21 protein-coding genes are annotated in these 24855 nt (G+C 45.8%); 14 read left to right on the top strand and 7 right to left on the bottom strand.

Annotated features, from left to right (window positions below):
- Positions 1 to 22: 22 nt before the first annotated feature.
- Entirely contained in the window at positions 23 to 934 is a 912-nt protein-coding gene (locus WBM30_RS00225) for an AEC family transporter (protein ID WP_424898838.1), read from the bottom strand.
- Positions 935 to 1110: 176 nt separating this feature from the next.
- On the opposite strand from WBM30_RS00225, the gene WBM30_RS00220 reads away from it, so the two are divergent.
- The 3 genes from WBM30_RS00220 to WBM30_RS00210 all read left to right on the top strand — a co-directional run bounded on the left by WBM30_RS00220 (position 1111) and on the right by WBM30_RS00210 (position 3253).
- Positions 1111 to 1572, top strand: coding sequence for an S-ribosylhomocysteine lyase (locus tag WBM30_RS00220; protein WP_424898837.1), 462 nt, complete (start codon positions 1111 to 1113; stop codon positions 1570 to 1572).
- A gap of 22 nt (positions 1573 to 1594) precedes the next feature.
- Positions 1595 to 2707 carry an iron-containing alcohol dehydrogenase family protein gene (locus tag WBM30_RS00215; protein WP_424898836.1) on the top strand — a complete coding sequence of 371 codons (1113 nt, stop codon included), beginning with the start codon at positions 1595 to 1597 and terminating at the stop codon, positions 2705 to 2707.
- 147 nt (positions 2708 to 2854) lie between these two features.
- Complete coding sequence (locus WBM30_RS00210; protein ID WP_424898835.1) at positions 2855 to 3253, top strand: cytidine deaminase; 399 nt, start codon at positions 2855 to 2857, stop codon at positions 3251 to 3253.
- Positions 3254 to 3332: 79 nt separating this feature from the next.
- Here WBM30_RS00210 and WBM30_RS00205 read toward each other — a convergent pair whose 3' ends face one another.
- Positions 3333 to 4181, bottom strand: a complete 849-nt coding sequence (locus WBM30_RS00205) for a hypothetical protein (RefSeq protein WP_424898834.1) — start codon at positions 4179 to 4181, stop codon at positions 3333 to 3335.
- Between the two features lie 147 nt (positions 4182 to 4328).
- Here WBM30_RS00205 and WBM30_RS00200 point away from each other — a divergent pair, with 147 nt between their 5' ends.
- The 3 genes from WBM30_RS00200 to WBM30_RS00190 all read left to right on the top strand — a co-directional run bounded on the left by WBM30_RS00200 (position 4329) and on the right by WBM30_RS00190 (position 6985).
- A complete protein-coding gene (locus tag WBM30_RS00200; protein WP_424898833.1) occupies positions 4329 to 4703 on the top strand; it encodes a VOC family protein in 375 nt (124 codons plus the stop codon).
- Positions 4704 to 4712: 9 nt separating this feature from the next.
- Positions 4713 to 5360, top strand: coding sequence for an SGNH/GDSL hydrolase family protein (locus WBM30_RS00195; protein ID WP_424898832.1), 648 nt, complete (start codon positions 4713 to 4715; stop codon positions 5358 to 5360).
- A 494-nt stretch (positions 5361 to 5854) separates the two neighbouring features.
- Positions 5855 to 6985: a DUF4349 domain-containing protein gene (locus tag WBM30_RS00190; RefSeq protein ID WP_424898831.1), complete on the top strand. Its 1131-nt coding sequence runs from the start codon at positions 5855 to 5857 to the stop codon at positions 6983 to 6985.
- Positions 6986 to 7090: 105 nt separating this feature from the next.
- Here WBM30_RS00190 and WBM30_RS00185 read toward each other — a convergent pair whose 3' ends face one another.
- Both WBM30_RS00185 and WBM30_RS00180 read right to left on the bottom strand, forming a co-directional pair.
- Complete coding sequence (locus tag WBM30_RS00185) at positions 7091 to 7723, bottom strand: DUF47 domain-containing protein (protein WP_424898830.1); 633 nt, start codon at positions 7721 to 7723, stop codon at positions 7091 to 7093.
- 13 nt (positions 7724 to 7736) lie between these two features.
- Positions 7737 to 8789: an anion permease gene (locus WBM30_RS00180; protein ID WP_424898829.1), complete on the bottom strand. Its 1053-nt coding sequence runs from the start codon at positions 8787 to 8789 to the stop codon at positions 7737 to 7739.
- 335 nt (positions 8790 to 9124) lie between these two features.
- On the opposite strand from WBM30_RS00180, the gene WBM30_RS00175 reads away from it, so the two are divergent.
- The 7 genes from WBM30_RS00175 to WBM30_RS00145 all read left to right on the top strand — a co-directional run bounded on the left by WBM30_RS00175 (position 9125) and on the right by WBM30_RS00145 (position 19451).
- Complete coding sequence (locus WBM30_RS00175; protein WP_424898828.1) at positions 9125 to 10408, top strand: alkaline phosphatase family protein; 1284 nt, start codon at positions 9125 to 9127, stop codon at positions 10406 to 10408.
- 21 nt (positions 10409 to 10429) lie between these two features.
- On the top strand, positions 10430 to 10813 hold the full coding sequence (locus WBM30_RS00170) for a (deoxy)nucleoside triphosphate pyrophosphohydrolase (protein WP_424898827.1): 384 nt from the start codon (positions 10430 to 10432) through the stop codon (positions 10811 to 10813).
- A 516-nt stretch (positions 10814 to 11329) separates the two neighbouring features.
- Positions 11330 to 13240: a 1,4-alpha-glucan branching protein GlgB gene (gene glgB, locus WBM30_RS00165; RefSeq protein WP_424898826.1), complete on the top strand. Its 1911-nt coding sequence runs from the start codon at positions 11330 to 11332 to the stop codon at positions 13238 to 13240.
- 70 nt (positions 13241 to 13310) lie between these two features.
- The gene (locus tag WBM30_RS00160) at positions 13311 to 14447 is read left to right on the top strand and encodes a glucose-1-phosphate adenylyltransferase (protein ID WP_424898825.1); all 1137 of its coding nucleotides are present in this window, start codon (positions 13311 to 13313) and stop codon (positions 14445 to 14447) included.
- Positions 14434 to 15579 (top strand): glucose-1-phosphate adenylyltransferase subunit GlgD, encoded by a 1146-nt coding sequence (gene glgD, locus WBM30_RS00155; RefSeq protein WP_424898824.1) that lies wholly within the window; start codon positions 14434 to 14436, stop codon positions 15577 to 15579. The genes WBM30_RS00160 and glgD overlap by 14 nt, the downstream gene beginning before the upstream one ends.
- Before the next feature lie 17 nt (positions 15580 to 15596).
- Positions 15597 to 17036 carry a glycogen synthase GlgA gene (gene glgA, locus WBM30_RS00150; protein ID WP_424898822.1) on the top strand — a complete coding sequence of 480 codons (1440 nt, stop codon included), beginning with the start codon at positions 15597 to 15599 and terminating at the stop codon, positions 17034 to 17036.
- 18 nt (positions 17037 to 17054) lie between these two features.
- Positions 17055 to 19451 (top strand): glycogen/starch/alpha-glucan phosphorylase, encoded by a 2397-nt coding sequence (locus WBM30_RS00145; protein ID WP_424898821.1) that lies wholly within the window; start codon positions 17055 to 17057, stop codon positions 19449 to 19451.
- 171 nt (positions 19452 to 19622) lie between these two features.
- On the opposite strand, the gene WBM30_RS00140 is transcribed toward WBM30_RS00145, so the two are convergent.
- Positions 19623 to 19985 (bottom strand): DUF4828 domain-containing protein, encoded by a 363-nt coding sequence (locus WBM30_RS00140; protein ID WP_424898820.1) that lies wholly within the window; start codon positions 19983 to 19985, stop codon positions 19623 to 19625.
- Positions 19986 to 20196: 211 nt separating this feature from the next.
- On the opposite strand from WBM30_RS00140, the gene WBM30_RS00135 reads away from it, so the two are divergent.
- A complete protein-coding gene (locus WBM30_RS00135; protein ID WP_424898819.1) occupies positions 20197 to 21558 on the top strand; it encodes an aspartate kinase in 1362 nt (453 codons plus the stop codon).
- Between the two features lie 75 nt (positions 21559 to 21633).
- On the opposite strand, the gene WBM30_RS00130 is transcribed toward WBM30_RS00135, so the two are convergent.
- Together WBM30_RS00130 and WBM30_RS00125 are read right to left on the bottom strand one after the other, a co-directional pair.
- A complete protein-coding gene (locus WBM30_RS00130; RefSeq protein WP_424898818.1) occupies positions 21634 to 23577 on the bottom strand; it encodes a heavy metal translocating P-type ATPase in 1944 nt (647 codons plus the stop codon).
- Between the two features lie 258 nt (positions 23578 to 23835).
- Positions 23836 to 24657, bottom strand: a complete 822-nt coding sequence (locus WBM30_RS00125) for an undecaprenyl-diphosphate phosphatase (protein ID WP_424898817.1) — start codon at positions 24655 to 24657, stop codon at positions 23836 to 23838.
- Between the last annotated feature and the right edge of the window lie 198 nt (positions 24658 to 24855).

Here is a 24855-nt window from a genome sequence, read left to right as displayed (position 1 = left end):
GCATACCTTCTTTCTGAAATGATTATCCGAACAATAGCTGTGCAAATTGCACGATGATCGGTATTGAAAATAAAGACAGTAAAGTGGTCAGAACCACGAGCCGCGCTCCATATTCATAGTCTCCGCCGAACAGACGGCCAAGGATGGCTGTATTCGTTGCAGCCGGCGCACAGGAAGCGATGGTCAGGACGATTTCCACCATATAGTCATTGATCGGCAACAAATAGATGACGCCGATTGAGATGAGGGCGGTGACGATCAAACGGAGGAAAGTGGTCCAATAGGCTTTCGGGAAAGCCAACAATTCCGAAAAATTGCTGTTGGCGATATAGCTGCCGAGGATGATCATGGCCAGCGGCGTATTCAACGCTGCCAAGCTGTCAACGGACTTCCAGAGAAAGTCAGGGACCGGCAGGCGGCTGATGTAGATGGACAAACCGATGGCAGCGCCGATCATTCCGGGATTGATAAGGGTTTGCCGCAAGGTCATCGCTTTTTTGTCGCCCGAAATCAGATATTGGCCGTAAGTCCACTGGGTGACGTTATTTGCCATGATGTAACCGGACATGAAAAAGACGCCCTCATAGCCCACAGTCGCAAGGACCAAGGGGATGCCGATAAAACCGGCATTCGGGAAAATTGTGGCGTATTTGTCGATGCGATCCTCTTTTTTCAACAGGACATGGACGATGAACGCGCGGATGGAAATTGTCAGAAAAGCTGCCAGTGTCGCCCATAACAACAACTTCAAGCGGTGCGCATCAAAAGTTGCATTGAAAGAAGTGATCATGGTCGCTGGCATCACGAACAAGGAGAGGATGGTCGATATCTGACGCGTCCCTTCGCTGGTGATGACATGCGTACGGATCAGAATAAAACCAAAAAACATGATGGTGAACATGGTCAGCAACTGCTGGAAAACGATACTTATCAAAGTGGCGCAGCACTCCTTTCATGCGCGAAAGCAAATTCTCAGTTTTTTACTGTCCCTACATGATAACACACCACGTGATATAATTTTAAGGAAAATCTCATAAATGTCTAGTATAATGTATTGGTACGCATCAAAAACAAACAACAGCGCTTAAGCTGAAGAATGGAGAAATATAGATGGCTAGAGTAGAAAGTTTTGAATTGGATCACGATTTGGTGAAGGCTCCGTATGTCCGCCAAGCAGGCTATGAAGTGCACGAAACTGGGGCTGTCGTCACAAAATTCGACCTGCGCTTTGTGCAACCAAACCAGGATGCGTTGCCGACTGGTGCTATGCACACGTTGGAACACCTTTTGGCGATCAACATCCGCGATTTTGTGGATGGCGTCATCGACTTGTCTCCGATGGGTTGCCGTACCGGTTTTTACATGATCTGTTGGGGTGAACACACTCCGGAAGAAATCGCTGTTGCTTTGGAAAAAGTGTTGCAGATTGTATTGGAAACGACCGTAGTTCCGGCAACGACCGCGAAGGAATGCGGAAATTACCGCGACCATTCCTTGTTCGGTGCACAAGAATACGCTAAGCAGGTGTTGGCGGCGGGCATCAGCCGCGATCCGTTCACGCGTACGTTCTAGAAATTCAGGGAGGATTGACGTTATGACGAAAGAATTGATTGTTAGGACTGGTCCGCAAGAATACGAATGCAGGGAAGGGGTCCTCTCAACTTTGCCGAAACGTTTGGAAGAACGCTTCGTAAAAAATATTTTGATTGTGCACGGGACCGTATCCTGGCAAAAAGCCCGGCCCTACCTTGAAGACCTCTATCAAGTAGGATTTGTAATCACAGAAGTGGCTTTTTTGGGCGAATGCAGCTATGAAGAAGTCGACCGCATCGTTGGGTTGGCCGCACAGCACAAGAGCGATGCGATCATCGGCATCGGCGGCGGAAAGATCATGGACGCTGTGAAATATGCTGCAGCTAAAGCGGGCTGCATCCTGAATGTGATGATCCCGACATTGGCGAGCAATTGCGCGCCTTGGACACCGCTTAGCGTCATGTACACCGAAGATGGCGTGTTCATCCGCTACGATTTCCTGCAGCAACAAGCTTCGCTTTTGTTATTGGAACCAAAATTGATCATCGATTCGCCGAAGAATTTCTTTGTGGCCGGATTGGCGGACACGCTGGCCAAATGGTACGAATCGGATGAAATCCTTTCGCTGCCTGAGAATGCCCAACAACCGATGCTGATGATGGCGCGCCAAGCGGCATACATCTGCAGACAAAGCATCCTGGATCACGCCGAGTTGGCGATCGCCAGCCTGGAAGCCGGCGAAGTGACCGAAGCTTTTGTGAAGCTGACGGAAGTCATCACTTCCATCAGCGGCATGGTCGGCGGGATGGGGGATGCTTTTGCGAGGACGACCATCGCCCATGAAATCCATGATGCCATCACCAACTTCCCGGAGTCGCATCATTTCCTGCATGGGCATAAAGTTGCCTATGGAATCATGGTCCAGTTGGCTTATGAAAAGAAATGGGCTGAGATCGATAATCTGATTCCGTTCTATGAACACTTGAACATTCCGAAGAGCCTCTACGATCTGCACATGGACAGATTGGACGAAGAGGGTATCATGGAAATCGCCCGCCTGTCGACCAAACCTGAAGCACCGGCGCACGGACTGCCTTATGAAGTCACAGCCGAGTTGATGGCGGAAGCGATCCAGGCACTCGAGGATTACATGACGAATTTGCCGGAACTCTAATCCGAACGATTAAAGCTTGAACAGAAGCTAGGTAACATGAATAGATGACCTTTCCGGTTTGGCAAATTCTGGAATAATCGGTATACTGTAAACACGAACATTTACCGATCAGAAAAATAACCATTCTTGATAAGCGAGGGATCATCGATGAACAGTGAAGAATTAGTCTCCAGAGCAAGAGCGGCCATGCAACATGCATACAGCCCGTATTCCCATTTTCCGGTGGGAGCGGCAATCCTTTATAAGGACGGCGAAGTGATCGAAGGCGTAAACGTGGAAAATGTTTCCTTCGGCGCGACAAACTGCGCGGAGCGGACCGCTTTATTCACCGGAGTTACGAGAGGCTACCGCAAAGACGACGTCGCAGCCATCGCCATCGCCGGTGACACGGAAACGTTCCTTCCGCCTTGCAGCATCTGCCGCCAGGTGATGGTGGAATTGTGCGGATACGAAACGCCTGTCTACCTTTCCGACAAGCACGGGAAAATCATGGAGCTGACGATCAAAGAGTTGGTTCCCTACGCCTTTACCGATTTGGATATGTAAAAAAAAACAACTGCGGACACCTATTAGTGGTGGGCCGCAGTTGCTTTTTGGTTCTGGACCGGATACTTTCCGGTTGATGCTACATTTTCAGGAATAATACATAGGCGATCGTCATCATCAGCAGCAAATGTACGCTGATGCCGCCGAGGCAAAGGTAAAGGGTATCCCTTTTCGTTTCGTTGATTGTCTGGTACAAGCTGGCGATGAACGTCACCAGATAGCTGGAAAGATGGACCAAGAACAACAACAGCACAGGTACAGCCATCAAAATCGGGGCAATTAGGCTGATCACGAAGGCAGTGCCCAACAGCAGCAGACCGAAAGCATTCATGCCTGCATATTGCGTCATCCAGTTATGGAAGGCATGGCGTCTGTGCAGAAAGAATGTTTTGATGAGGTATGCCAGGAAGGGATACAGATAATAATATGCCAGGAACAAAAGGAAACTCTTCATGAACCAAACAATCGGTTCGACCTGGAAAGTGACAGTCGGCAGCAAGGAAATCTGCGAAAGCAGATCATATTGATTAGCCAATGCGACCGCAATCCGCGTAACCAATCCGCCTGAGAGCAACGCCGATAGGACGAAGGTGAAGTAGCCGTAAAGATTGTGGCTTTCTCTGCGCGATTTTCTGGTCTCTGCGGGATCTTTCATTTTTTTCCATAAAAAACGAACGTAGCGGATGAATTTATTCATTGCGTTGTTGAAAGAAAACTCTTGTTTTTCAGCACGCGAAGCCACTTCAGCCGCTTCTTCCTCCTCATCAGCTGTCAGATCGACAAAATTTTCCGTATTATCTTCGAATAAAGTGGATTGGTGAAATTCATCTTGTTGGATTGCGTCCGAGTCGGAAACATCCGAACCGCACATCGGGCAGATCAAAGCCTCTTTCGGGATGCGATTATGGCAGTAGATACATATCTTCATTGAGTTTTCTCCTTCTCACTGGTAACTAACTTCTAGAATAATTCAGTTTGTAGGATATAGCAAGGTTATTTTTGCGACAAATTTTTTGTAAAGGAACTGATAATTCGGTATGATAAAGACAGCATAAATGAGAGGAATGATGACTTAATGAAAATGTTACACACTTGCATCCGCGTTCAGCACCTGGATAAATCGATTGCATTCTACAAAGAGGCTTTTGGTTTCCAAGAAAAAAAGAAGCTGGATTACCCTGAACACAAGTTTTCAATCGTTTATTTAGGTTTGGAAGGCGATGATTATGAGTTGGAGTTGACTTACAATTACGATCATGAACCTTATAACATCGGTGATGGTTATGGACACATCGCTATCGGAGTTGACGAATTTGAAGCCCTTCATGACAAACAGGTAGCTGCCGGATTCAACGTGACCGACTATAAAGGGTTGCCTGATTCTTCCGTTAGATACTACTTCATAACCGATCCGGATGGCTACAAGGTTGAAGTCATCCAGAACAGATAGGGCGGACCTATGGAGAAAACGCCCAAGTACAAATTGCTTTTCATCGGCGATAGCATCACGGATGTCGGCCGCAACCGCAACAATCCAGGTTCGCTGGGAAAAGGCTATGTAGCAATGATAGCGAAGGCTCTTGCGGACAGAGGCGATGCCGAACACTATCAGCTGATCAACCGCGGCATCAGCGGCAACAGAATCCATGATATAGCGGAAAGATGGCACGGTGATTGCGTTTCGCTCGAACCTGATGTCGTCACTATGTTGATAGGCATCAACGATACGTGGCATAATGTAGGCGATGAAACGGTGTTCGCGACCAAACAGGGTGCTGAACAGTTCGAAATGCATTACCGCCATTTGTTGGCTTCCTTGCGGAAAAAATCGAATGCGCGGATCATTCTGATGGAGCCGTTCGTCTTCCCGTATCCGGAAGACCGCAAAACTTGGCGGGTCGATTTGGATCCGAAACAGGAAATCGTCAAACGCCTGGCCGAAGAGTTCGATGCCGATTGGATCGGGCTGGATGCATATTTGAATACAATCGGTGCTGTCGAGGGATATGAAACATTATCGAATGACGGCGTCCATCCGACCCAAAAAGGGCACAGGCTCATTGCTGATGCTTGGCTGGAGAAATTTGATGATCGCGGCAAAGAATAAGGACTATTCAGCAGACTGTCTGCAACCGAAATAAAAGTCTTGCTTTTTCGGTTTTTACATGATAAGATGTTTTACATGCGATGAGGCGACGAGCAATCAGGTGGGTTCGCCCATTCCGCGCAAGCGGCATAGTGATTGCAAATCAAACGGGACATACGTGCTTGCACAACCACAGGATGTGGATGTTTGATGGTGACTGCTGTGAACAGTCCCATCCATGGGTTTACCCATGCCGTATCAGAAGAAAGGGTCGGAAAGATGAACACTTAGGTGTTTACCTTTCCGGCCCTTTCTTTTTTTGCGGGAAAAATTGGGCCGTCAGCTCCGGCGAAGTCCGCTTCGCCGGAGAAGCGGCTAGTTTCCTCAGCTGTTCTCGGGTCAAGCCAAATCCGCCATAGCCGGACCTGTAATTATGTAAGGGCTTTATTAGGCGCAGCGGCCGCCATGCGGTATAATCTAAGTAGGAAACTTAGCAAAGATTGGAGGCGCCTCAATTGAAAAAACTGAAATTATTGATCCTTTCCCTGCTGTCATTTTCGCTAGTGGGCTGTTCATTTTTAACGACGGAAGAAACGAGTGTTTCGCAACAGGACGCTGCTGGAGTAGACAATGTAACGACGGAAATATCCAAATCGGATGGGGCAGAAGGCACGGGATTGTTGATTGGTGAAAAGGTAGTGACCACAGTCCACCTTTCCTATGAAACGTTGAAATATGATGATTCCATCGCTTATCTGAAGGAAATCGTCGGTAAATATGGAGCCTATGTGGAATACTCTTATGAATCAAGCGGCGGCGACATGATCTACACGACTTCCTCATTGGGCCAAAATTATCGCCAAGGCAGCTACACAATTCGGATTCCGAAAGATTCCGTGACAGCTTTCCTGGATGATCTGGAGGGCGGGCTGGGAACAAAAACCAGCGAGCAGCAGGGGAATGAGGACGTAACGCAATATTATGAGGACACGGCCACCCGTATCAGCGTCCTGCAAAGCAAGGAAGAGCGTCTGTTGACGCTGCTTGAGCAAGCAGAGACGGTCGAGGAGATCCTTGCCATCGAGGACAACCTTAGCGCGGCCATAGCCGAAAGGGAAGTACTGCAGTCAGAATTGGACAATATTGATGATCTGATCGATTATACAGCTTTATATCTGACGGTTTCTGAGCGTTCGCGCATTTCGAACAATCAAGGCGGATCGACGCCATTCTGGGATCGCGTCAAGGATGCGTTCATCAATTCGCTTTATTCCTTCTACTATTGGCTGCAGGATGCAGCAATCTGGTTCATCTATGCAATGCCGTTCTTCGTAGCCGTTCTGTTGTTGCTGCTCCTGTTGTGGGCAATCAAAAAACTGTTCGGCAAAACGATTTGGGGCAAGCAAAGGGTAGAGAAGCAGCTCCAGGAAAGAAAACAGATTGAAGAGCGCCGGAAAGAACGGTTTGAACGGACCCATCCAAGAAAACCCGGAGGAACGAACGTCGCAACGAAAGCGACCGTCACCCCGCCTGTGCCGCCAAAAGATGGTGCAACAAATGTGCCGGAAACTCCGGCCGCGAAAAGCGATACCACAAAGGAAACACCCCCTGAAGGCGGCAACAAGGAAGATCCCTTGGAACCGTAACTTTAACAAATATTCCTGAAACAAAGAAGCAGCCACCGAATCCCAGCGGATTCGGTGGCTGCTTCTTTGTTTTTTTAGATACTGAATGCCTGACCCCGCAAAATGCTACGAATTTTTCAGGACAATCCTTTCGATGACATTGGCTGCCGCTTCAAAGGAATCGGTAGCCCGTTCGAACCGGTCGTAGATATTCGTCGTAGCCATTGTCGTCAGCGCATCCTTCTGTTCGACAAATAATTTCTTGACCGAACGGGTGTACAAGGAGTCTCCCTGCTTTTCAAGGTGATTGATGGTGATGATAGCTTCTTTAATGATTTTTGATTTCTTGAAATTCATCAGATCATTGATGGCTTCATCCAGGGTCAACGCGCTCTTTTCGATTATCTCCATAAACTTCAACATTGCCGGCGTGATTTTTTGAATCTGGTAGATATCGATGTGGATGAGCGTGTCTTCGATCGTGTCGATGGTGGTATCCAATTCCCCGGCCAAATCGATGATGTCCTCGCGTTCGAGTGGAGGGAGAAAATCGCTGTATAGGTAACTCATCATCTTGTGCTTCTTTTGATCCGCTGCATGCTCGATCTCATGGAGTTCTTTGAGTCGGGCCTCCAAAGTCTCTAGATTGTAATCAGCCAAAATGCTGGTCATCAATTTGGCTGCGGAAACGGCCATTGCGGAAACTTCGATGAATTCTTGGTAGTAGCTATATTCTTTTGTTTTTTTTCTCATCAGCATAGTTGTAATCTCCTCAGAATATATTCATGAAAATAAGCGCCATCAGGTACCCAACCAAACCGCAGCCTGGGAACGTCAGAACCCAAGCCCAAACCATTTCTTTGACGGTGATCCAATTTACGGAAGATAGCCGTTTAGCTGCGCCGACGCCCATGATGGCAGTCGTTTTTGTATGTGTGGTGCTGACCGGCAAACCCCAGATAGATGAGAGCAAAAGGCAAGCTGCAGCACCAACGTCAGCACTGAAGCCTTGATATCCTTCCAGTTTCACCATGTTCATGCCCACCGTTTTGATGATCTTATAACCACCAATCGAGGTACCCAAGGCCATTACCAATGAGCAGAGAATCATCATCCAAAGCGGGATGATGAATTGGGTTGTATCGCTGTTGCCTTGCCCTAGGAATATTCCCAACATGAAAATTCCCATGAATTTTTGACCGTCTTGGGCACCGTGCATAAAGGCCATAGCCGCTCCACCAAGCACTTGGCCTTTCTGGAAAAACGGTCCCGTTTTTTGCCGGGCTTTATTTTTGCAGATGGCAGTGGTGAGCTTTGATACGCTAAAACCGAAGCCAAAGCCTAGGATCGTGGAGAGGAACAGACCGTAGATGACTTTGATCCATTCCGCTCCATTGATGGCTCCGAAGCCCCCCTGTAATGCAATCGCAGCACCAGATATGCCTGCAATCAGGGCGTGACTCTCACTGGTTGGGATTCCGAAGTACCAAGCTGCCGTTGCCCAAAGGACAATCGCGAAAAGAGCGGCGCAAAGCGCGATGATGGATTGTTTTGGGTCGTTGCCGAAATCGACCATGTTCGCAATCGTTTGGGCAACTGTAGCGTTGACGGAGGTCATCACGAAGACTCCCAAAAAGTTAAATACGGCGGCCATCAGGATGGCTTTCTGAGGAGCAATGGACCGAGTGGATACGCAAGTTGCAATTGCGTTCGGTGCATCGGTCCAGCCGTTCACCAAGATGACACCCAACGTCAATACCACAATTATCAGGAGGATGGGATTCGTCTGGATGCTGTCGATAAAATCCGAGAATGTGATTGTCATAGTTTGCAGTTCCACACTTTCTTGAATAGCGTAAACAATAAATGTAATCGCTTCCTTTTTTGATAACTGCTCATGTGGCGGCGGAGGTCAGCGAATTTAATGATTCCACTATTGTATTGTTAGATATTGCACATTATCCATTTTACTCCTAACTGTCCAAAAAAAGAATAGCATTTTGAGTGAATCGAAGCTTAAAGAATCACGCTGTTTATGTTTTTGAAAAGGCGGTGACGAAATACGTGCCTCCGCAGTCACTAGAATATTGAAATTAAATACTTTGCTGTATCCATGCGGCTACCAATATATGGTAAAATAACAGAATAGGAGGGTATATTATGGTAAAGAGAAAACTGTATATCATTTCATTAGATGCATTTGGTGCCAGTGACTTAGAATTTGCCAAGACGCTGCCCCATTTCCAGGAAATATTGGACAGAAGCGCACTTGTCAAAGAGGTTGAGTCGGTCTATCCCTCTTTGACATATGTAGCCCATACTTCAATCGCAACAGGGATGTATCCGAATCGGCACGGAATCATCCACAATACACACCGGCAATCGGAAAGGCTGTCACCAGATTGGTATTGGTATGCCAAAGAAATAAAGAAGGCCACGTTGTTTGATGTTGCCAAGAAGGCTGGTTATACAACATGTGCTTTGCTTTGGCCGGTGACGGGGAAGAGTCCTTCCATAGACTATAACCTCGCAGAAATTTTTCCGAACAGGCCCTGGAAAAACCAGATAATGGTTTCCGCTTTTGCATCCAGCACAAAATATGCGTTGGAGATGAACAAAAAATATAGCTCATTGCGAAACGGCATTGATCAACCGGAGTTGGATGAATTTGTGACGGCGATAGCAGTCGATACGATCAAGACGAAACAGCCGGATCTGATGGCTGTGCATCTGGTCGATCTGGACAGCATGCGTCATCAGTATGGAGTCTTGAGCGACCAAGCGAAAGAAGCTATCATCCGGATGGATCGCCACCTTGGTCAGATCATCGAAGCGATGAAAGAAATGGACATTTATGAGAATACCGTGTTGGCCGTGTTGGGCGATCATTATCAGATTGATACGCATACAGTCATCCGCCCGAACCACCTGTTTTTAGATAAAGGGTGGCAGACTTTGGATCGCAAGAGGAATATCAAGGACTGGAAAGTGCTGGCAAAAGCGGCAGATGGAGCTTGCTATATTTACCGGAAAGATGTCACCATCACCAACAAAATGATATTGGATGCGTTGAAAGGAATCGAAGGCAGGATCGAAACCATCCATTCGGCCGCAGAAGCCAGAAAAATGGGGGCAGATGAGAATTGCCTATTCATTTTGGAAGCGAAGGCGGGTTATTATTTTGAGAGTGACGTGCTCTATCCTTTCATGGAGAGTACCGCTAAAAACCTTCCCGACCGAAGATTGCATAGCGCAACGCACGGCTTCAGTCCGAAAAAGAAAAAATATGCCACGATGCTGATGGTTTCCGGACCCGGAATCGACAAAGACGCTGTTGTCGAAAAGGGCCGGCTAATAGACGAAGGACCGACTTTCCTGCATGCAATTGGACTGAAATTTCCGGAAGCCACGGATGGAAGGGTCATTAATAAAATATTCTTGTAATCAGGAGGATTTAATCGCCGCATGATCAAAGTAGTGGGAGCTGTAATAGAAAAAGAGGGCAGCATTTTTTGTGCCAAAAGAGGCCCGGGTAAAGCGTTGGCTGGCCTATGGGAATTCCCTGGGGGTAAGATTGAGGAAAATGAAACGGCAGAAGAAGCACTTGTCCGGGAGATGGAGGAAGAGTTTTCCTGCCGGATACTGGTCAAAGACAAACTTCTTACAATCAAGCATCCATATGATTTTGGAACAGTTGAATTGACGACGCTGCTCTGTGAATTACACGAGGGCGAACCTCGATTGTCGGAGCATGCAGAAATGCGTTGGGTGAACATCTCCGAATTGCTTGAGCTGGACTGGGCGCCGGCAGATGTGCCCACAGTGGAACTGTTGGCACAACATTTGTAAATATCAAGTAAAAATAATCCTGAATTGTAAAAATCATGGCACAATTTTTGCAAATCAGGATTTTTTTACTATGTAAATGTAAGCGTCAACATTCATTGTTGGGACGAATATCCTAATTGTGAAATTAATAACAAAATATATTTGTGTGTTTTCATATTCCTTTTTGTAAGTGGACGCTGAAAAAGTATTGTGGCAGTAGGCTTAATCGAACGCAATCTCATCTAAATCTAATTAATTATTCATTTTTATAAATTAAGTGGATTCTACATAGTGATATTTGTGTCTTGATTTTGCGTAGCGTTTACAATGTTGTTTTTATGTAAAAAGGCTATTAAGGATGATAGATTATTACTATCAGTAAGGAAATCAGGTTTCAATATATTTATCATGATTTATGGCAAAATCATCTTTAAAATGGTATTATGGATATATATTAATGAAAGGGTCTTGCATGATTAAATAAATCATTATCAGATCGTTTTGTTGCGGCAATATAATTGTAAGGGAAGTGTCTGGATGAGTGCAAAAATGAACATACTTAAAGAGTTGGAAAAAGAGATGTATTTGTTCAACATCGGGGAACATCTTGAAAGCTATCGCTTTTTAGGAAGTAAAAAACGGACCGAAGATGGGGTTGAAGGCTGGCGTTTCACTGTTTGGGCGCCTAATGCAAAAAACGTTTCGTTAGTCGGAGATTTTACTGAGTGGAAACCCGTAGAAATGCAAAAAATCGGTAAAACCGGTGGCTGGTCGCTCTTTACGGAGGATGCAGCCCAAGGCGACTGTTACAAGTATTATATCGAGGATAAGAACGGCAAAAAGAAATATAAAATCGATCCTTATTCTTTTGCTTATGAAGTTCCGCCAAAAGACGCCTCTGTCGTGTTCGACATGCCAGAGAAAAAATGGAAAGACGGCAGATGGTCCGCAAACAAAAAAAGAAAGTCCATCTATCAAAAACCACTTAACATTTATGAAGTGCATTTCAGTTCTTGGAAAAAACATGATGATGGCAGCTGGTATTCCTTCAAGGATCTTGCTGAGTCGCTGATTCCATATGTGAAGGAAATGGGTTACACGCACATTGAATTCATGCCATTAATGGAACATCCGCTAGAAGCTTCTTGGGGCTATCAAATCACCGGGTACTTCGCGGTGGCTGGCCGTTACGGCAACTTGCTGGAATTAAGGGATTTCGTGGAAGAAGCGCATAAAGAAGGGGTCGGGGTCATCATGGACTGGGTTCCCGGACATTTCTGCAAAAATGACTATGCGTTAGCCAATTTCGATGGCACGCCGACTTTTGAATATGCCGATCCGAATCGCGCCATCAACAACCGTTGGGGAACGTTGAATTTTGACTTGGGTAAAGCGCAAGTGCACAGTTTCCTGATTTCGAATGCCATTTTCTGGCTACAAGAGTTCCATTTTGACGGAATCCGTGTCGATGCCGTTTCGAATATGCTTTATCTTGATTATGATGAAGGTCCTTGGACACCGAATGAAGACGGTGGCAATGATAACCGCCAAGGGATCGAATTCCTGAAGAAGATGAATACAAAAGTCTTCGAGCGCCAGCCGGATACTTACATGATTGCGGAAGAAAGCACTGCTTGGGCCAATGTCACAAAACCGGTCGATACAGGTGGGCTAGGCTTTAACTATAAATGGAATATGGGCTGGATGAATGATACTTTGCGCTTCTTCGAAATGGATCCATTGTTCCGAAAAGACAATTTCAATCTGATTACCTTCTCATTCATGTATGCATTCAATGAAAACTTTATTTTGCCGATTTCCCACGATGAAGTGGTCCACGGTAAACAATCCCTGCTGGCTAAAATGCCAGGTGACCGCTATAAACAATTTGCAGGCTTACGTACGCTGCAAGCCTATATGATGGCTCATCCAGGGAAGAAATTGAATTTCATGGGTAATGAAATCGGACAATTCCTGGAATGGCGCTTCTACGACCAAATTGAATGGGGTGTCCTGAACAACGAGTTCAATCCAGAGTTCCAGCATTACATCAAAACGTTGAATCATCTATACAAAGATTCGAAAGCTTTGCATGAAGTCGATGATGCCAATACCGGTTTAGAGATTCTCGACGCTGACAACAGCTTGGAATCGGTGCTTTCCTTCATTAGAACAGGTGAAAAGCCGCGCGATTTCCTGATTGTCGTGTGCAACTTCACACCTGTTGAACGTCTCAATTTCCGAGTGGGCGTGCCATATGAAGGCCACTACGAAGTGTTGTTGAATACGGAAATGCAGGAATTCGGTGGTACTTGGACAGAAAATCTTCCTGAAATGATCACCAGCCTCGACGGCATGAATCGCCAACCGTTCTCAATCGAATTTACGTTACCCGCATTAGGAGTTTTGTTCATCAAACCAAAACGCGTTTTTGGTGTTAATAAATAGATCTACAGATAGTTATGATGAGAAGGAGGGGAAAGGAAGAAGCATTCTTCCTGATACTATGAAAAATCAAATGGTAGCAATGATATTAGCCGGAGGGCAAGGGACTCGGCTTGGGAAATTAACGCGCGAAACAGCCAAACCGGCCGTTCCGTTCGGCGGAAAATATCGAATAATCGATTTTGCTCTAAGTAACTGCGCTAACTCAGGAATCAATAAAGTTGGGGTAGTGACACAGTACCAACCTTTGGAATTAAATGAACACATTGGAAACGGTGAGTCGTGGGGACTGACTGGCAGAGACGGTGGAGTGACTATCCTTCAGCCGTATTCGAGTGCAGATGGCGAAAAGTGGTTCAAGGGGACTGCTCATGCCATCTACCAGAATATCGCCTATATCGACAGATACAATCCGGAATACGTGTTGGTTTTGTCCGGTGACCATATCTACAAGATGGACTACTCCAACATGTTGGATTTCCATATTGCGCACAAGGCCAGCTTGACGGTCGGCGTCATCCCTGTTCCGATGGAAGAAGCACCTCGTTTTGGGATCATGAACACGGATCAGACTAACCGCATCATCGAATTCGATGAAAAACCGAAAGAACCGAAAAGCAATCTGGCATCAATGGGAATCTACATCTTCAATTGGCAGGTGCTCCGTAAATATTTGGTGGAAGATCAAGCTAAACAACGCGAAATGGAAGATTTCGGTAAAAACGTTATTCCAGCCTATCTTGAAAACGGCGAAAACTGTTTTGCTTATGCGTTTGACGGTTATTGGAAAGATGTCGGCACCATCGAAAGCCTTTGGGAAGCGAACATGGAATTCCTCGATCCAAATCATACCCTGAATATCCGGGATGAAGAATGGCGCATCTATTCGAAAAATCCGGTATCCCCTCCACAGTTCTTGACAGAGTCATCCAACGTGACGGACTCCATGATCGTTGATGGATGCTACGTGGCAGGTGAAATCACGCATTCGATCTTGTCCCAGAACGTTCGCGTCGGCAATGGATCAGTCGTACGGGATAGCCTGGTTATGGCAAATGTTACGATCGGTGAAAATGTTACAATTGAGCATGCCATCATTGGGGAGAATGCAAAAATCGCCGACAATGCAAATGTCATCGGCAAGAACGGTGAAATCGAAGTTGTTGGATATGCTGAAGTTATAGGAGGACTGAAAGATGAAGATGAATAGTATTTGTGCCATTTTAAATTTGACCGAGGACGAGACAGCGTTGAAACCTTTGACGTATGTCCGCCCGATTGCTTCTCTACCGTTTGCTAGCCGTTATCGCCTGATCGATTTCAATCTTTCGAGCATCAGCCATGCTGAAATCAAATCAGTGGGTATGTTTATCGCAGGAAGCGGCCGTTCGATCTATGACCATATCCGCAGCGGATCCGTATGGGACCTTGAGTCCGGCTTGACCGGCGGGATCTTTACGTACTCCCAACAAGTGCTGAAAGCAGTCCAGGAGAAAAATGGCGATGCTCCAGACTTCTACATGAACCATAAGGAGTTCATCGAACGCTCCCAAGGCGAATACGTTATCATCATGGGTAGCAAAATTCTGGCCAATGTCGACATCAAAGCCATCATGCAACACCATTTGGCTAAGGAAGGCGACATCACTGTCGTCTATAAGAGCGTTCCGAAAGCCTTCCTGGAAAACAGACCGAATGAAAAAGTATTGAAAATTGATCGTGATGAATATTTGTTGCACTTGATTGATGCAAAAGATGCCTCAGAAGATCCTGAGCGCCTTGCGATGAGCATGAATATGTATTTCATGAGAGCGGACAAGATGCTGGAATTGATCCAGCGTGCGGAATTGGAAAATGTGCAACTCGATTCAGATAAACTGATCGAACACTACCTGCCTGAATACCAAGTCAACACATATGAATATACAGGCTATATGGCGAACATCGATTCAATCGAAGCCTACTTTAAGGCTAATATGGAAATGTTGGAAAAGAATAAGTTCTCATCTTTGTTCCACGGAAGCCAGAGCGTTATCACGAAGGTGAAGAACGGAGCACCGACCTATTATGCTAAAGGTGCTCATGTGAAAAATGCCCAGTTCGCTACCGGGTGCGTTGTTGAAGGGACAGTCGAAGACTCCTTGATTTTCCGTAAAGTCAACATCGCTAAGGATGCCGAAGTACGCAACTCCATCATCATGCAGGGTGCACAGATTGGTGAAGGCGCAATCCTCGAATATTGTATCCTGGACAAAAATGTGACTGTCGGAGCTGGCGTGACTTTGAAAGGCACGAAAGATAATCTTGTTGTGATCGAAAAAAATAAAATACTCACAGTTTAGAAAGAAGGATGCGCACGATGAAAATTTTATTTGCCGCAAGTGAGGCTGCTCCCTTCTTTAAAACAGGTGGCCTCGGTGATGTCGCGTACGCATTGCCGAAGGAGTTAGTCAAACAAGGCGTGGATATCCGGGTAGTGCTTCCCTATTACTCGACCATGCCTGCAAAATACAAAGAAGACATCAAAGAATTACTGCACTTCCGCGTACAAGTCGGTTGGAAAAGCATGTATTGTGGTGTGAAAACATTGGAATTGGAAGGCGTGACTTATTATTTCATCGATAATCAAGCCTATTTCAATCGTCCATCCCTGTACGGTCAAATGGATGATGCCGAAAGATTCGGTTTTTTCTCTTTGGCGATCTGCGAAATGATGGAAAAAATTGATTTCATTCCGGATGTCGTGCATGTGAATGATTGGCATACGGCCATGGTTCCGGTTCTCCTTGTGGATAAATACCATTGGGTCGAAGCGTATCAAGGCATCCGTAAAGTCATCACGATCCACAACATCCGTTTCCAAGGCGTGTACGATCCATCAATTCTGACTAGTATTTTCGGGACCGGCATGAACATCTACCATGAAGCTGGCGTGAAGTATTACGATAACGTTAACTTCATGAAAGGCGGCATCAATTTTTCAGACGTCGTCACGACGGTCAGCCCATCCTATGCGAATGAAATCCAGACACAGGAATTCGGTGAAGGCTTGGAAGGGACTTTGGGCTACAACAGTTGGAAAATCAGAGGCATCATCAACGGAATCGATTACGATGTCAATGATCCGGAAACGGATCCGAAGCTCGAATTCCATTTCTCAGCCGACGATTTGACCGGGAAAGCAGCAAATAAAGCGGCCCTGCAGGAACGTTTGGGATTGGAAGTGAATCCTGACATCCCGTTGATCACGAGCGTCGGACGCTTGACTGATCAAAAAGGCTATCAACTTGTGCAGGAAAAAACCGAGGAATTATTGAATGCCCGGGATGTGCAGATTGCTATCCTCGGGACCGGAGAATCGGAATACGAGGACTCCTTCCGTTACTTTGCTGCAAAATACCCTGATCGCTTTGCTGCGGTCATCGATTTTGACATCACCTTGGCACAGCAGATGTACGCAGGCGCAGATCTGTTCCTGATGCCTTCCGCATTCGAACCATGTGGCTTGTCGCAAATGATTTCCTTGCGCTACGGCACTTTGCCGATTGTGCATGAAACGGGCGGCTTGAAAGATACCGTGGTCCCTTATAATTCCTACACGGGTGAAGGCACCGGGTTCACATTCATTGATTTCAGTGGGTATGCATTGCTCGGAACCATCTATCGTGCGCTGGATGTATATGAAAACCAACCGAAAGCCTGGGCCGAAATGGTTCGCGAAGCAATGAGCAGCGATTTCAGCTGGAAAGAACCGGCTAAGGATTATCTGGATGTCTATCAGTCATTAGTCAACGAATAAGAGGAGTTGGAAGCATATATGGCATTTGACGTTCAAGAGTTCAAAAAAGAATATCAAAAGAAATTTGAGGAATTATTCGCTTACGGTTATGAGGCGGGTTCAAAAACGGAACAGTACATTGCTTTGGGGGACTTGGTCCGCGGACTCTACTCCGAGGATTGGATTCAAACAGTCACGGAGTACAACAACAAAAAGGAAAAGCAAATCTATTACTTTTCGATGGAGTTCCTGCCCGGAAGGATGCTGAAAAGCAATCTCCTTAATATGGGGATACTGGACTGCGTCAGACAAGGCATGGAGGATATGGGCTTGGATTTGGATGAAGTGGCGCGTGCTGAAGTCGATCCGGCTTTAGGAAACGGCGGACTCGGCAGATTAGCTTCCTGCTTCATGGATTCGATCGCGTCGACCGGCCTTGCCGGAAACGGCAACGGAATCCGCTACCGTTATGGTCTTTTCAAACAAAAATTCATCAACGGCTATCAGATTGAATTGCCTGAGAATTGGCTCCGCAACAAGAACGTATGGGAAGTCAGAAAAGAGAATAAAGCCGTCATCGTACGTTTCGGCGGAGAGGTCAGCTTTACGCAGGATGGGGACGGCAAATTGCGTGTGCGTCACGAAAATACCCGTGATATCCTAGCGGTTCCTTACGATACAGCGCAAGTCGGCTACAATAACGGCGTCGTCAATAATCTGCGACTTTGGTCTGCAGAAATACCGTATGGTGATGAAGCGCGTTTTTCGACGGAAGAGCAACGTGAAGAAGTCAAACGTATCACCGAAGTATTGTATCCGGATGATTCCAACTATGAAGGGCGTCTATTGCGCGTTCAGCAGGAATACTTTTTCTCCTCTGCCGGCATCCAAAGCATCGTCCGCTATTTCAAGCAATTAAATCTGGACTGGAGCCTTTTCCCGGATAAAATCGCCATCCACATCAACGATACGCACCCAACTTTGGCAATACCTGAATTGATGCGGATCCTGTTGGATGAAGAGGGGTTGACTTGGGACCAAGCGTGGGAAATCACGAAGAAAACAGTCAGCTATACCAACCATACGATTCTTCAGGAAGCAATGGAGCGTTGGCCGGAAACGATGATTTCAGATTTATTGCCGCGTATCTACCAGATTATTCAGGAAATCAACCGCCGCCATATCGACAAGAAAACGCCTTTATACGGAGAAGAATTATCGCAGCGCACTGCCATCATCGCAAATGGACAAATCAAAATGGCCAACCTTGCCATCATCGGCAGCCATAGCGTCAATGGCGTCGCTAGATTACATACTGACATCCTGATGGCTGATACGCTGCATGACTTCTATGTGATGTATCCGCAAAAATTCAACAACAAAACCAATGGAATCACGCAAAGGCGCTGGGTCCAGATCGCGAATGAAAATCTGACTGCGATGCTTGACGACACAATCGGGACGGAGTGGAAGAGCGATCCGGAAGACATCAAAATTCTGAAGGCGCACCGCGACAATAAAAATGTCCTGGATAAGCTAGAACAAGTCAAGCTGGCAAACAAAGTACGTTTTGCAGCTTATGTACAGCAAGAAATGGGCATCAAAATTGATCCGACTGCATTGTTCGATGTGCAGATCAAACGATTGCATGCTTATAAACGCCAATTGCTGAACGTTCTGCACATCTTAGACAGATACCTGCAACTGAAGGATAATCCTAATGCTAATCTGCAGAAACGCGTCTTCATCTTTGGTGCAAAAGCTGCCCCTAGCTATTATTATGCAAAACAAATAATCAAATTGATAAATTCGATTGCTGATCTCGTTAACAATGACCCTTCCATCGATGACAAAATCAAGATTGTTTTCGTTGAGAACTATGGCGTTTCGTTGGCAGAGTTGATCATCCCGGCAGCCGATATCAGCGAACAGATTTCTCTTGCCGGTAAGGAAGCTTCCGGTACCAGCAATATGAAGTTGATGTCGAATGGTGCCATCACAATGGCAACATTGGATGGTGCCAATGTTGAAATCAGGGATAATGTCGGTGACGACAATATCTTCATCTTTGGCCTGAAGAGTGACGAAGTGCAAGAATACTATCGCAATGGCGTATACAATTCAAGAGATATCTACGAAAAGAATCCGCGTTTGAAACGTATCCTGAATCTGCTTATTGATGGCACGATTCCAGGTGTCGAGACTGAAGGCCGGGATATCTTCGATTCGTTGGTCATGTACAACGATGAGTATTTCCTGCTGAAGGACTTTGATGGATATCTGCAAGCGCAATATGAGGCGGATGTGGCCTTTTCTGACAGAGACCGATGGAACCGCATGGCACTGATGAATATTGCAAGCTCAGGGCCGTTTTCATCGGATTACACGATTCTGCGTTACGCGGATGAAATCTGGAAGATCAAACCACAGTCCTGATCGAAGTTAACTAAATGCAAGCAAGGGCTGCCTCGTTTTTGAGGCAGCCCTTGCTTTGTTCATGAACATGAATAAACGAAATTTATCCATGTTCATGTTATACATCCGTTCACAGTCACCCATTTCAAAAAAAAAAGCCCTTATTAGGGGCGGCGTTACATAAGCAATTCGTTATTTATCGGTTTCACGTTTGAAGTAGAATTCTTGTTCTTCTGCCTCATCGTAGATGGTCAGCGTAGGGGACGTATCTTTTTTCAGAATCAGATAATAGCCGAAGTGGTCGCGGAAGACCAGTTCGTTGGGTTTGGCTTCTTCAAGGGTTGCTTTTAATTTTTTGTTGTTTAGGAGAATCTCCAGATTATCAGTAATTTCAACCTTCAAGGACTGTGCGTCGTTTTTCCATGTGCCGATGTAAGGGGTGTACGATGCTGATTGACTCTTCCCGGCATTGCGATTTGACTTGAACAAAGCAGAGCTGATGCTTGCGATTACGGATAATCCGACTACGATCCTCCAAGGATTATTTTTTTTCACTGATTTGAAACCTCCCACATTAAGTTAACTCATAGTATATTCCTTTTTTTGCAAATGGCCATAGCATTAACAATACAAATATGTTACAAATGATGTAAAGTTTGAAAAGGTAATTGCCATAGCCATGATATGATGATATTCTAAAGCATAAATGAAAATACAATTACAAAATTAAAAAAAGATTAAAAAACCAAGTGAGGAAGTGTTCGGTTTGAAGGTTATCAAATTTGGCGGGAGTTCTCTTGCGAATGGAACTCAATTGAAAAAAGTGTTGCAGATTGTGAAAGATGACGCAGACAGAAGAATTGTGGTCGTTTCAGCACCCGGGAAGCGCAATGACTCGGACGAGAAGGTTACGGATCTGCTGATCAAGTTGGCCAATGAGGTACAAAATAAAGAAGATCACCAAAAAACCCTGAAGACAATCCTGAAAAGATATCAAGATATCGTCGATGAATTGGAGATCGATCCAAGCGTTATGGCCATCATTTCCAAAAACTATGAGAAACTGATCCAGTCGAAATTCTACAACGAATTGTATGCACTGGATGCTTACAAAGCAAGCGGTGAAGACAACAGCGCCATCCTTGTAGCTGCATTTTTCAATAAAGAGGGCATCCCTGCCAGATACGTCAACCCGAAGGATGCAGGCCTATTGGTCACTGACAATCCAGGAAACGCGCGTGTATTATCGGAATCCTTCAAGAATCTGTATGCTTTGCGTGACTCGAAAGAAGTCATCGTATTCCCGGGCTTCTTCGGCTACACGAAGGATGGACAATTGCTTACCTTCTCAAGAGGGGGATCGGACATCTCCGGCGCAATCGTCGCCAACGGTGTCAAAGCTAGCCTATATGAAAACTTTACGGACGTTGACGCCATTTATGTGGCAAACCCTAAAATGGTCAAACACCCGAAAAAAATCAAGCAATTGACCTATCGCGAAATGCGTGAATTATCCTACAGCGGATTTTCAGTCTTCCATGACGAAGCTTTGCAGCCGGCTTTCAGCGCCGGAATCCCGGTGGTCGTAAAAAATACCAACAATCCGTCTGCTCCAGGTACGAGCATCACAAGAACAAAGCCTGAAAACAAGCAGATCGTCTCCGGTATCGCAAGTTCGACCGGTTTCATGAGCATCTACATCGGCAAATACCTGATGAACCGAGAGGTCGGATTCGGCCGCAGAGTGCTGCAGATTTTCGAAGATTTCAACCTGAACTTTGAACACATGCCATCCGGTATCGACGATTTATCGATCATCCTGCGCGCCAATCAGATGACGATGCAGCAGGAACAAGAGTTGTTGTACCGCTTGAAGAATGAATTGGAAGCGGACGATGTAAATGTCAAAGGTGGCATCTGCTTATTGATGATCGTCGGCGAAGGCATGGTCAATTCCGTCGGGACAGTAGCGAAAGCCTGTACCGCACTTGCTGAAGCGGACATCAACCTGGAAATGATCAACCAAGGTTCATCAGAAGTCAGCATCATGTTCGGGATCGACGAAAAGGATGAAGCTAGAGCAGTCAAAGTGCTGTACGATGCATTCTTCCCATCAAAAAAAGACTAGATTAAAAAACAGGCATTGATGAATTCTCATCAATGCCTGTTTTCATGTTTTCAGATGCCACTAGCATGAGTGAAATTATTTTTCGTGCGCTAATCCGGTGCTCGAAGCCTTTCCGTCCGATGTGACAGTGCCTTGAAAGTGGTGGGTAGGGATTTTCGCCAAAAGCCTTAGACTGTTCATGATGACCAGAATTGTGCTGCCTTCGTGTCCGACCACACCGAGCGGCAAGTTGATGAGCTGGAACAGGTTGGACATGATCAGAATAAGGATGACGGTAATCGAGAAGATGATGTTCTGCATGGTGATTTTTTTCAGCTTCTTCGACAATCCATAACAATATTCCAGTTTGTCGAGTTCACTCCTCATCAGTACCACATCCGCCGTTTCCATGGCGATGTCCGTTCCTTCGCCCATAGCGATGCCGATGTCGGCGTTTGCCAATGCAGGGGCGTCGTTCACGCCGTCTCCGACCATCGCGACCAGATTATATTTCGCCTGCAGGTCTTTCAGGATGGTAGTTTTGTCTTCGGGAAGGCAGTTTGCGCGGATTTCATCCACACCCAATTGCTTACCGATTGTTTGCCCGGTTGCTTCATTGTCGCCGGTAATCATGATCGTGTGGACGCCATTGGCTTTGAAAAAGGCGATCATGTCTTTTGCTTCAGATTTAGGGGTATCCAATAAAGCATAATAGGCCACGACTGTATCATCCTGTGAAATGTAGATGACGGTCTTTCCTTCGTTTTGGAGCGCGAAAGCTTCTTTTACGAAGGGAGGCTCATTCTGGTCATCATTAACGACAAAGGATTTTTTGCCGATTTTCCATTGGCTTCCGAATGCTCCGCCGGCCAATCCGAAACCTGTAAGATCCTTAATCGTATCCATCTGGGACTTCACAAAGTCCTTCGTGCCAAGATGCTGGACCAATGCGGAGGCAATCGGGTGGGTTGAAGAGTGCTCCAACGCATACACAACGGACATGATGTGCTTTTCATCCGTGCCTGCCAGATAGCTGGCTTCCGTCACTACAGGTTTGCCTTCCGTCAGCGTGCCTGTTTTGTCGAATGCGATGCAATCCATGGCCGAGAAGTTCTCGATTGCGATGCCGCCTTTGAACAGGATACCGTGCTTTGCTGCATTGGAAATGGCGGAAAGCACAGCAGGAGTGGCCGAAGCCACCAATGCGCAAGGGGAGGCGACCGTCAATAGCACCATGCCGCGATAGAATGATTCATTCCAACCCCAATCCAGGAGGAAATAAAACACAGCGATCATGACAGGTACAAAAATGAGGACGATTTTGACATAGGTGTTTTCGATACGGTTGATGAAACTTGCTGTCTTAGAAGGTGTCTTTTGTGCTTCTTCAACCATGCGGATAATTTTGGCGAACAGGGTATCCTTGGATTCTTTCGAGACAGTCATCGTCAACGCTTCGCTCAGGTTGATCGTGCTGCCGAATATATCATCGCCGACAGTTTTTTCGACAGGAACGGATTCGCCGGAAATGGCGGCTTCATCGATCAGACCTTGACCCGATGCAATCGTGCCGTCGATAGGGATGCTGGCGCCTTTAGGGACCATTAATGTATCGCCGACTTTCAGATCCTTGACTGCAACGTCTTCGGTTGAGCCATCCGGGTTGATGCGCTTTGCGATTTCAGGGACAATGTTCATCAATGCCGTAATCGCTTGGGTACTTTTATCGGTCGCGTATTCCTCGAGCGAACCGGAGAGCGAGAAGATGAAGATGAGCAGCGCGCCTTCCATCCAGTAACCGATAAGAGAGGCGCCCACTGCGGCAAGCACCATCAGGATATCGACGTTCAAGTGTTTATTTTCAACTGTATCGATGAATCCTTCTTTTGCTTGTTTATAACCGCCTATGATGAACGATAGAACGAAAATGATGGCTGCAGCTATATCAAAGTTTTGCCATTGCAACAAAATGCCAAGAATGATCAGAATGCCACTTATCGTGGTTGCGATCATCGCTTTATTCTTAAATAAGTCTTTCATGATTTGACACTCCTTCCTTATATGCTTTCATGATAGCACTAAAAAAGTCTAGATTATAATCATTATAATCAAACGGAAATGAATATCATTCTCAATATCCACATATCAGACACAATTCAAAGAGGCCAAAAATTGCATGCAGCAATAAAATCAGAAGGAAAACGAATGACGATAGATTATAATGATTATCGATAAGCAAAAAAGTATTCTGGATGACAAAACAAAAAGCCACCCCAAAAGGATGGCCAAAATTATTTTTTAGACAAACAGGAAATAGATCAAGACGATTGCTCCAAGTATAATCCGATACCAACCGAAAGCTTTGAAGTCGTTGCGTTTCAAATAACCGATCAAAAACTTGATGGCGACGATCGAAACGAGGAAAGCAGTAATCATGCCTGACAAGAGAACTGCGAATTCAAGCCCGGTAAAGCTGAAGCCGAATTTGATGATCTTCAAAAAGCTGATCCCGAACATGATCGGAATGCTCATGAAAAAGGAGAATTCAGTTGCGATGAAGCGGGAAGTGCCTAATACGATGCTCCCCAAGATGGAAGAACCGGAGCGCGAGGTTCCCGGAATGATCGAGAGCGCTTGGAACAAACCGATTTGGAAAGCCTTCATATAGGTCAATTGGCTGAAATTGGTGATGCTTGGTTCGCGATCCTTATGCTTGTTTTCGATCAGGATGAACAAGATCCCGTAGATGATCAGTGCCAGAGCTACAACTGTCGCGTTCAGGAGGTTTTCGTCCGCCCAATCGTTCAAGGGCAAGCCGATGACCCCTGCCGGAATACACCCGATGACTACTTTTTTCCAGATATCCCAAGTCTGTGTCTTCTCTTCCTTGGTTTTGCTTGGGGAAAAGGGATTCAGTTTGTGAAAATAAATGACGACGACCGCGAGGATGGCACCCAGCTGAATAACATAGAAGAACATCTCTTTGAATGCCTGCGAAAGATCCAATTGGATGAACTCTTCAACCAAGATCATGTGGCCCGTGCTGCTGATGGGCAACCATTCAGTGATACCCTCTACAATGCCGAGGATAATTGCTTTCAGTATTTCTATAAATTCCATATACTATCCTTTCTGTAGTGCATTTTTTTTATACTCTATCATCTAGTATAGCGAAATGAAAAAGATTAGCCAATCCTTTTCAAGGATTCTTAAGGAATGGAGGAGCATTTTTGAATGTAAGCGGTGCTAAAAAAATTTCACAATGCTTACCTGTTTATGTTAAAATGAAGTATACCAATTTTCACAAAAGCTCATTTA

The organism is Trichococcus sp., assembly GCF_049684335.1.
In the GTDB taxonomy this organism is placed as follows: domain Bacteria; phylum Bacillota; class Bacilli; order Lactobacillales; family Aerococcaceae; genus Trichococcus.
This window is presented reverse-complemented; position numbering and strand designations above follow the sequence as displayed.

Excerpts from the sequence above, each read along its gene's own strand:
- WBM30_RS00220 (WP_424898837.1), top strand. The coding sequence starts at position 1,111 with ATGGCTAGAGTAGAAAGTTTTGAATTGGATCACGATTTGGTGAAGGCT.
- WBM30_RS00215 (WP_424898836.1), top strand. The coding sequence starts at position 1,595 with ATGACGAAAGAATTGATTGTTAGGACTGGTCCGCAAGAATACGAATGC.
- WBM30_RS00210 (WP_424898835.1), top strand. The coding sequence starts at position 2,855 with ATGAACAGTGAAGAATTAGTCTCCAGAGCAAGAGCGGCCATGCAACAT.
- WBM30_RS00205 (WP_424898834.1), bottom strand. The coding sequence starts at position 4,181 with ATGAAGATATGTATCTACTGCCATAATCGCATCCCGAAAGAGGCTTTG.
- WBM30_RS00200 (WP_424898833.1), top strand. The coding sequence starts at position 4,329 with ATGAAAATGTTACACACTTGCATCCGCGTTCAGCACCTGGATAAATCG.
- WBM30_RS00195 (WP_424898832.1), top strand. The coding sequence starts at position 4,713 with ATGGAGAAAACGCCCAAGTACAAATTGCTTTTCATCGGCGATAGCATC.
- WBM30_RS00185 (WP_424898830.1), bottom strand. The coding sequence starts at position 7,723 with ATGCTGATGAGAAAAAAAACAAAAGAATATAGCTACTACCAAGAATTC.
- WBM30_RS00180 (WP_424898829.1), bottom strand. The coding sequence starts at position 8,789 with ATGACAATCACATTCTCGGATTTTATCGACAGCATCCAGACGAATCCC.
- WBM30_RS00175 (WP_424898828.1), top strand. The coding sequence starts at position 9,125 with ATGGTAAAGAGAAAACTGTATATCATTTCATTAGATGCATTTGGTGCC.
- WBM30_RS00170 (WP_424898827.1), top strand. The coding sequence starts at position 10,430 with ATGATCAAAGTAGTGGGAGCTGTAATAGAAAAAGAGGGCAGCATTTTT.
- glgB (WP_424898826.1), top strand. The coding sequence starts at position 11,330 with ATGAGTGCAAAAATGAACATACTTAAAGAGTTGGAAAAAGAGATGTAT.
- WBM30_RS00160 (WP_424898825.1), top strand. The coding sequence starts at position 13,311 with ATGGTAGCAATGATATTAGCCGGAGGGCAAGGGACTCGGCTTGGGAAA.
- glgD (WP_424898824.1), top strand. The coding sequence starts at position 14,434 with ATGAAGATGAATAGTATTTGTGCCATTTTAAATTTGACCGAGGACGAG.
- glgA (WP_424898822.1), top strand. The coding sequence starts at position 15,597 with ATGAAAATTTTATTTGCCGCAAGTGAGGCTGCTCCCTTCTTTAAAACA.
- WBM30_RS00145 (WP_424898821.1), top strand. The coding sequence starts at position 17,055 with ATGGCATTTGACGTTCAAGAGTTCAAAAAAGAATATCAAAAGAAATTT.
- WBM30_RS00130 (WP_424898818.1), bottom strand. The coding sequence starts at position 23,577 with ATGAAAGACTTATTTAAGAATAAAGCGATGATCGCAACCACGATAAGT.
- WBM30_RS00125 (WP_424898817.1), bottom strand. The coding sequence starts at position 24,657 with ATGGAATTTATAGAAATACTGAAAGCAATTATCCTCGGCATTGTAGAG.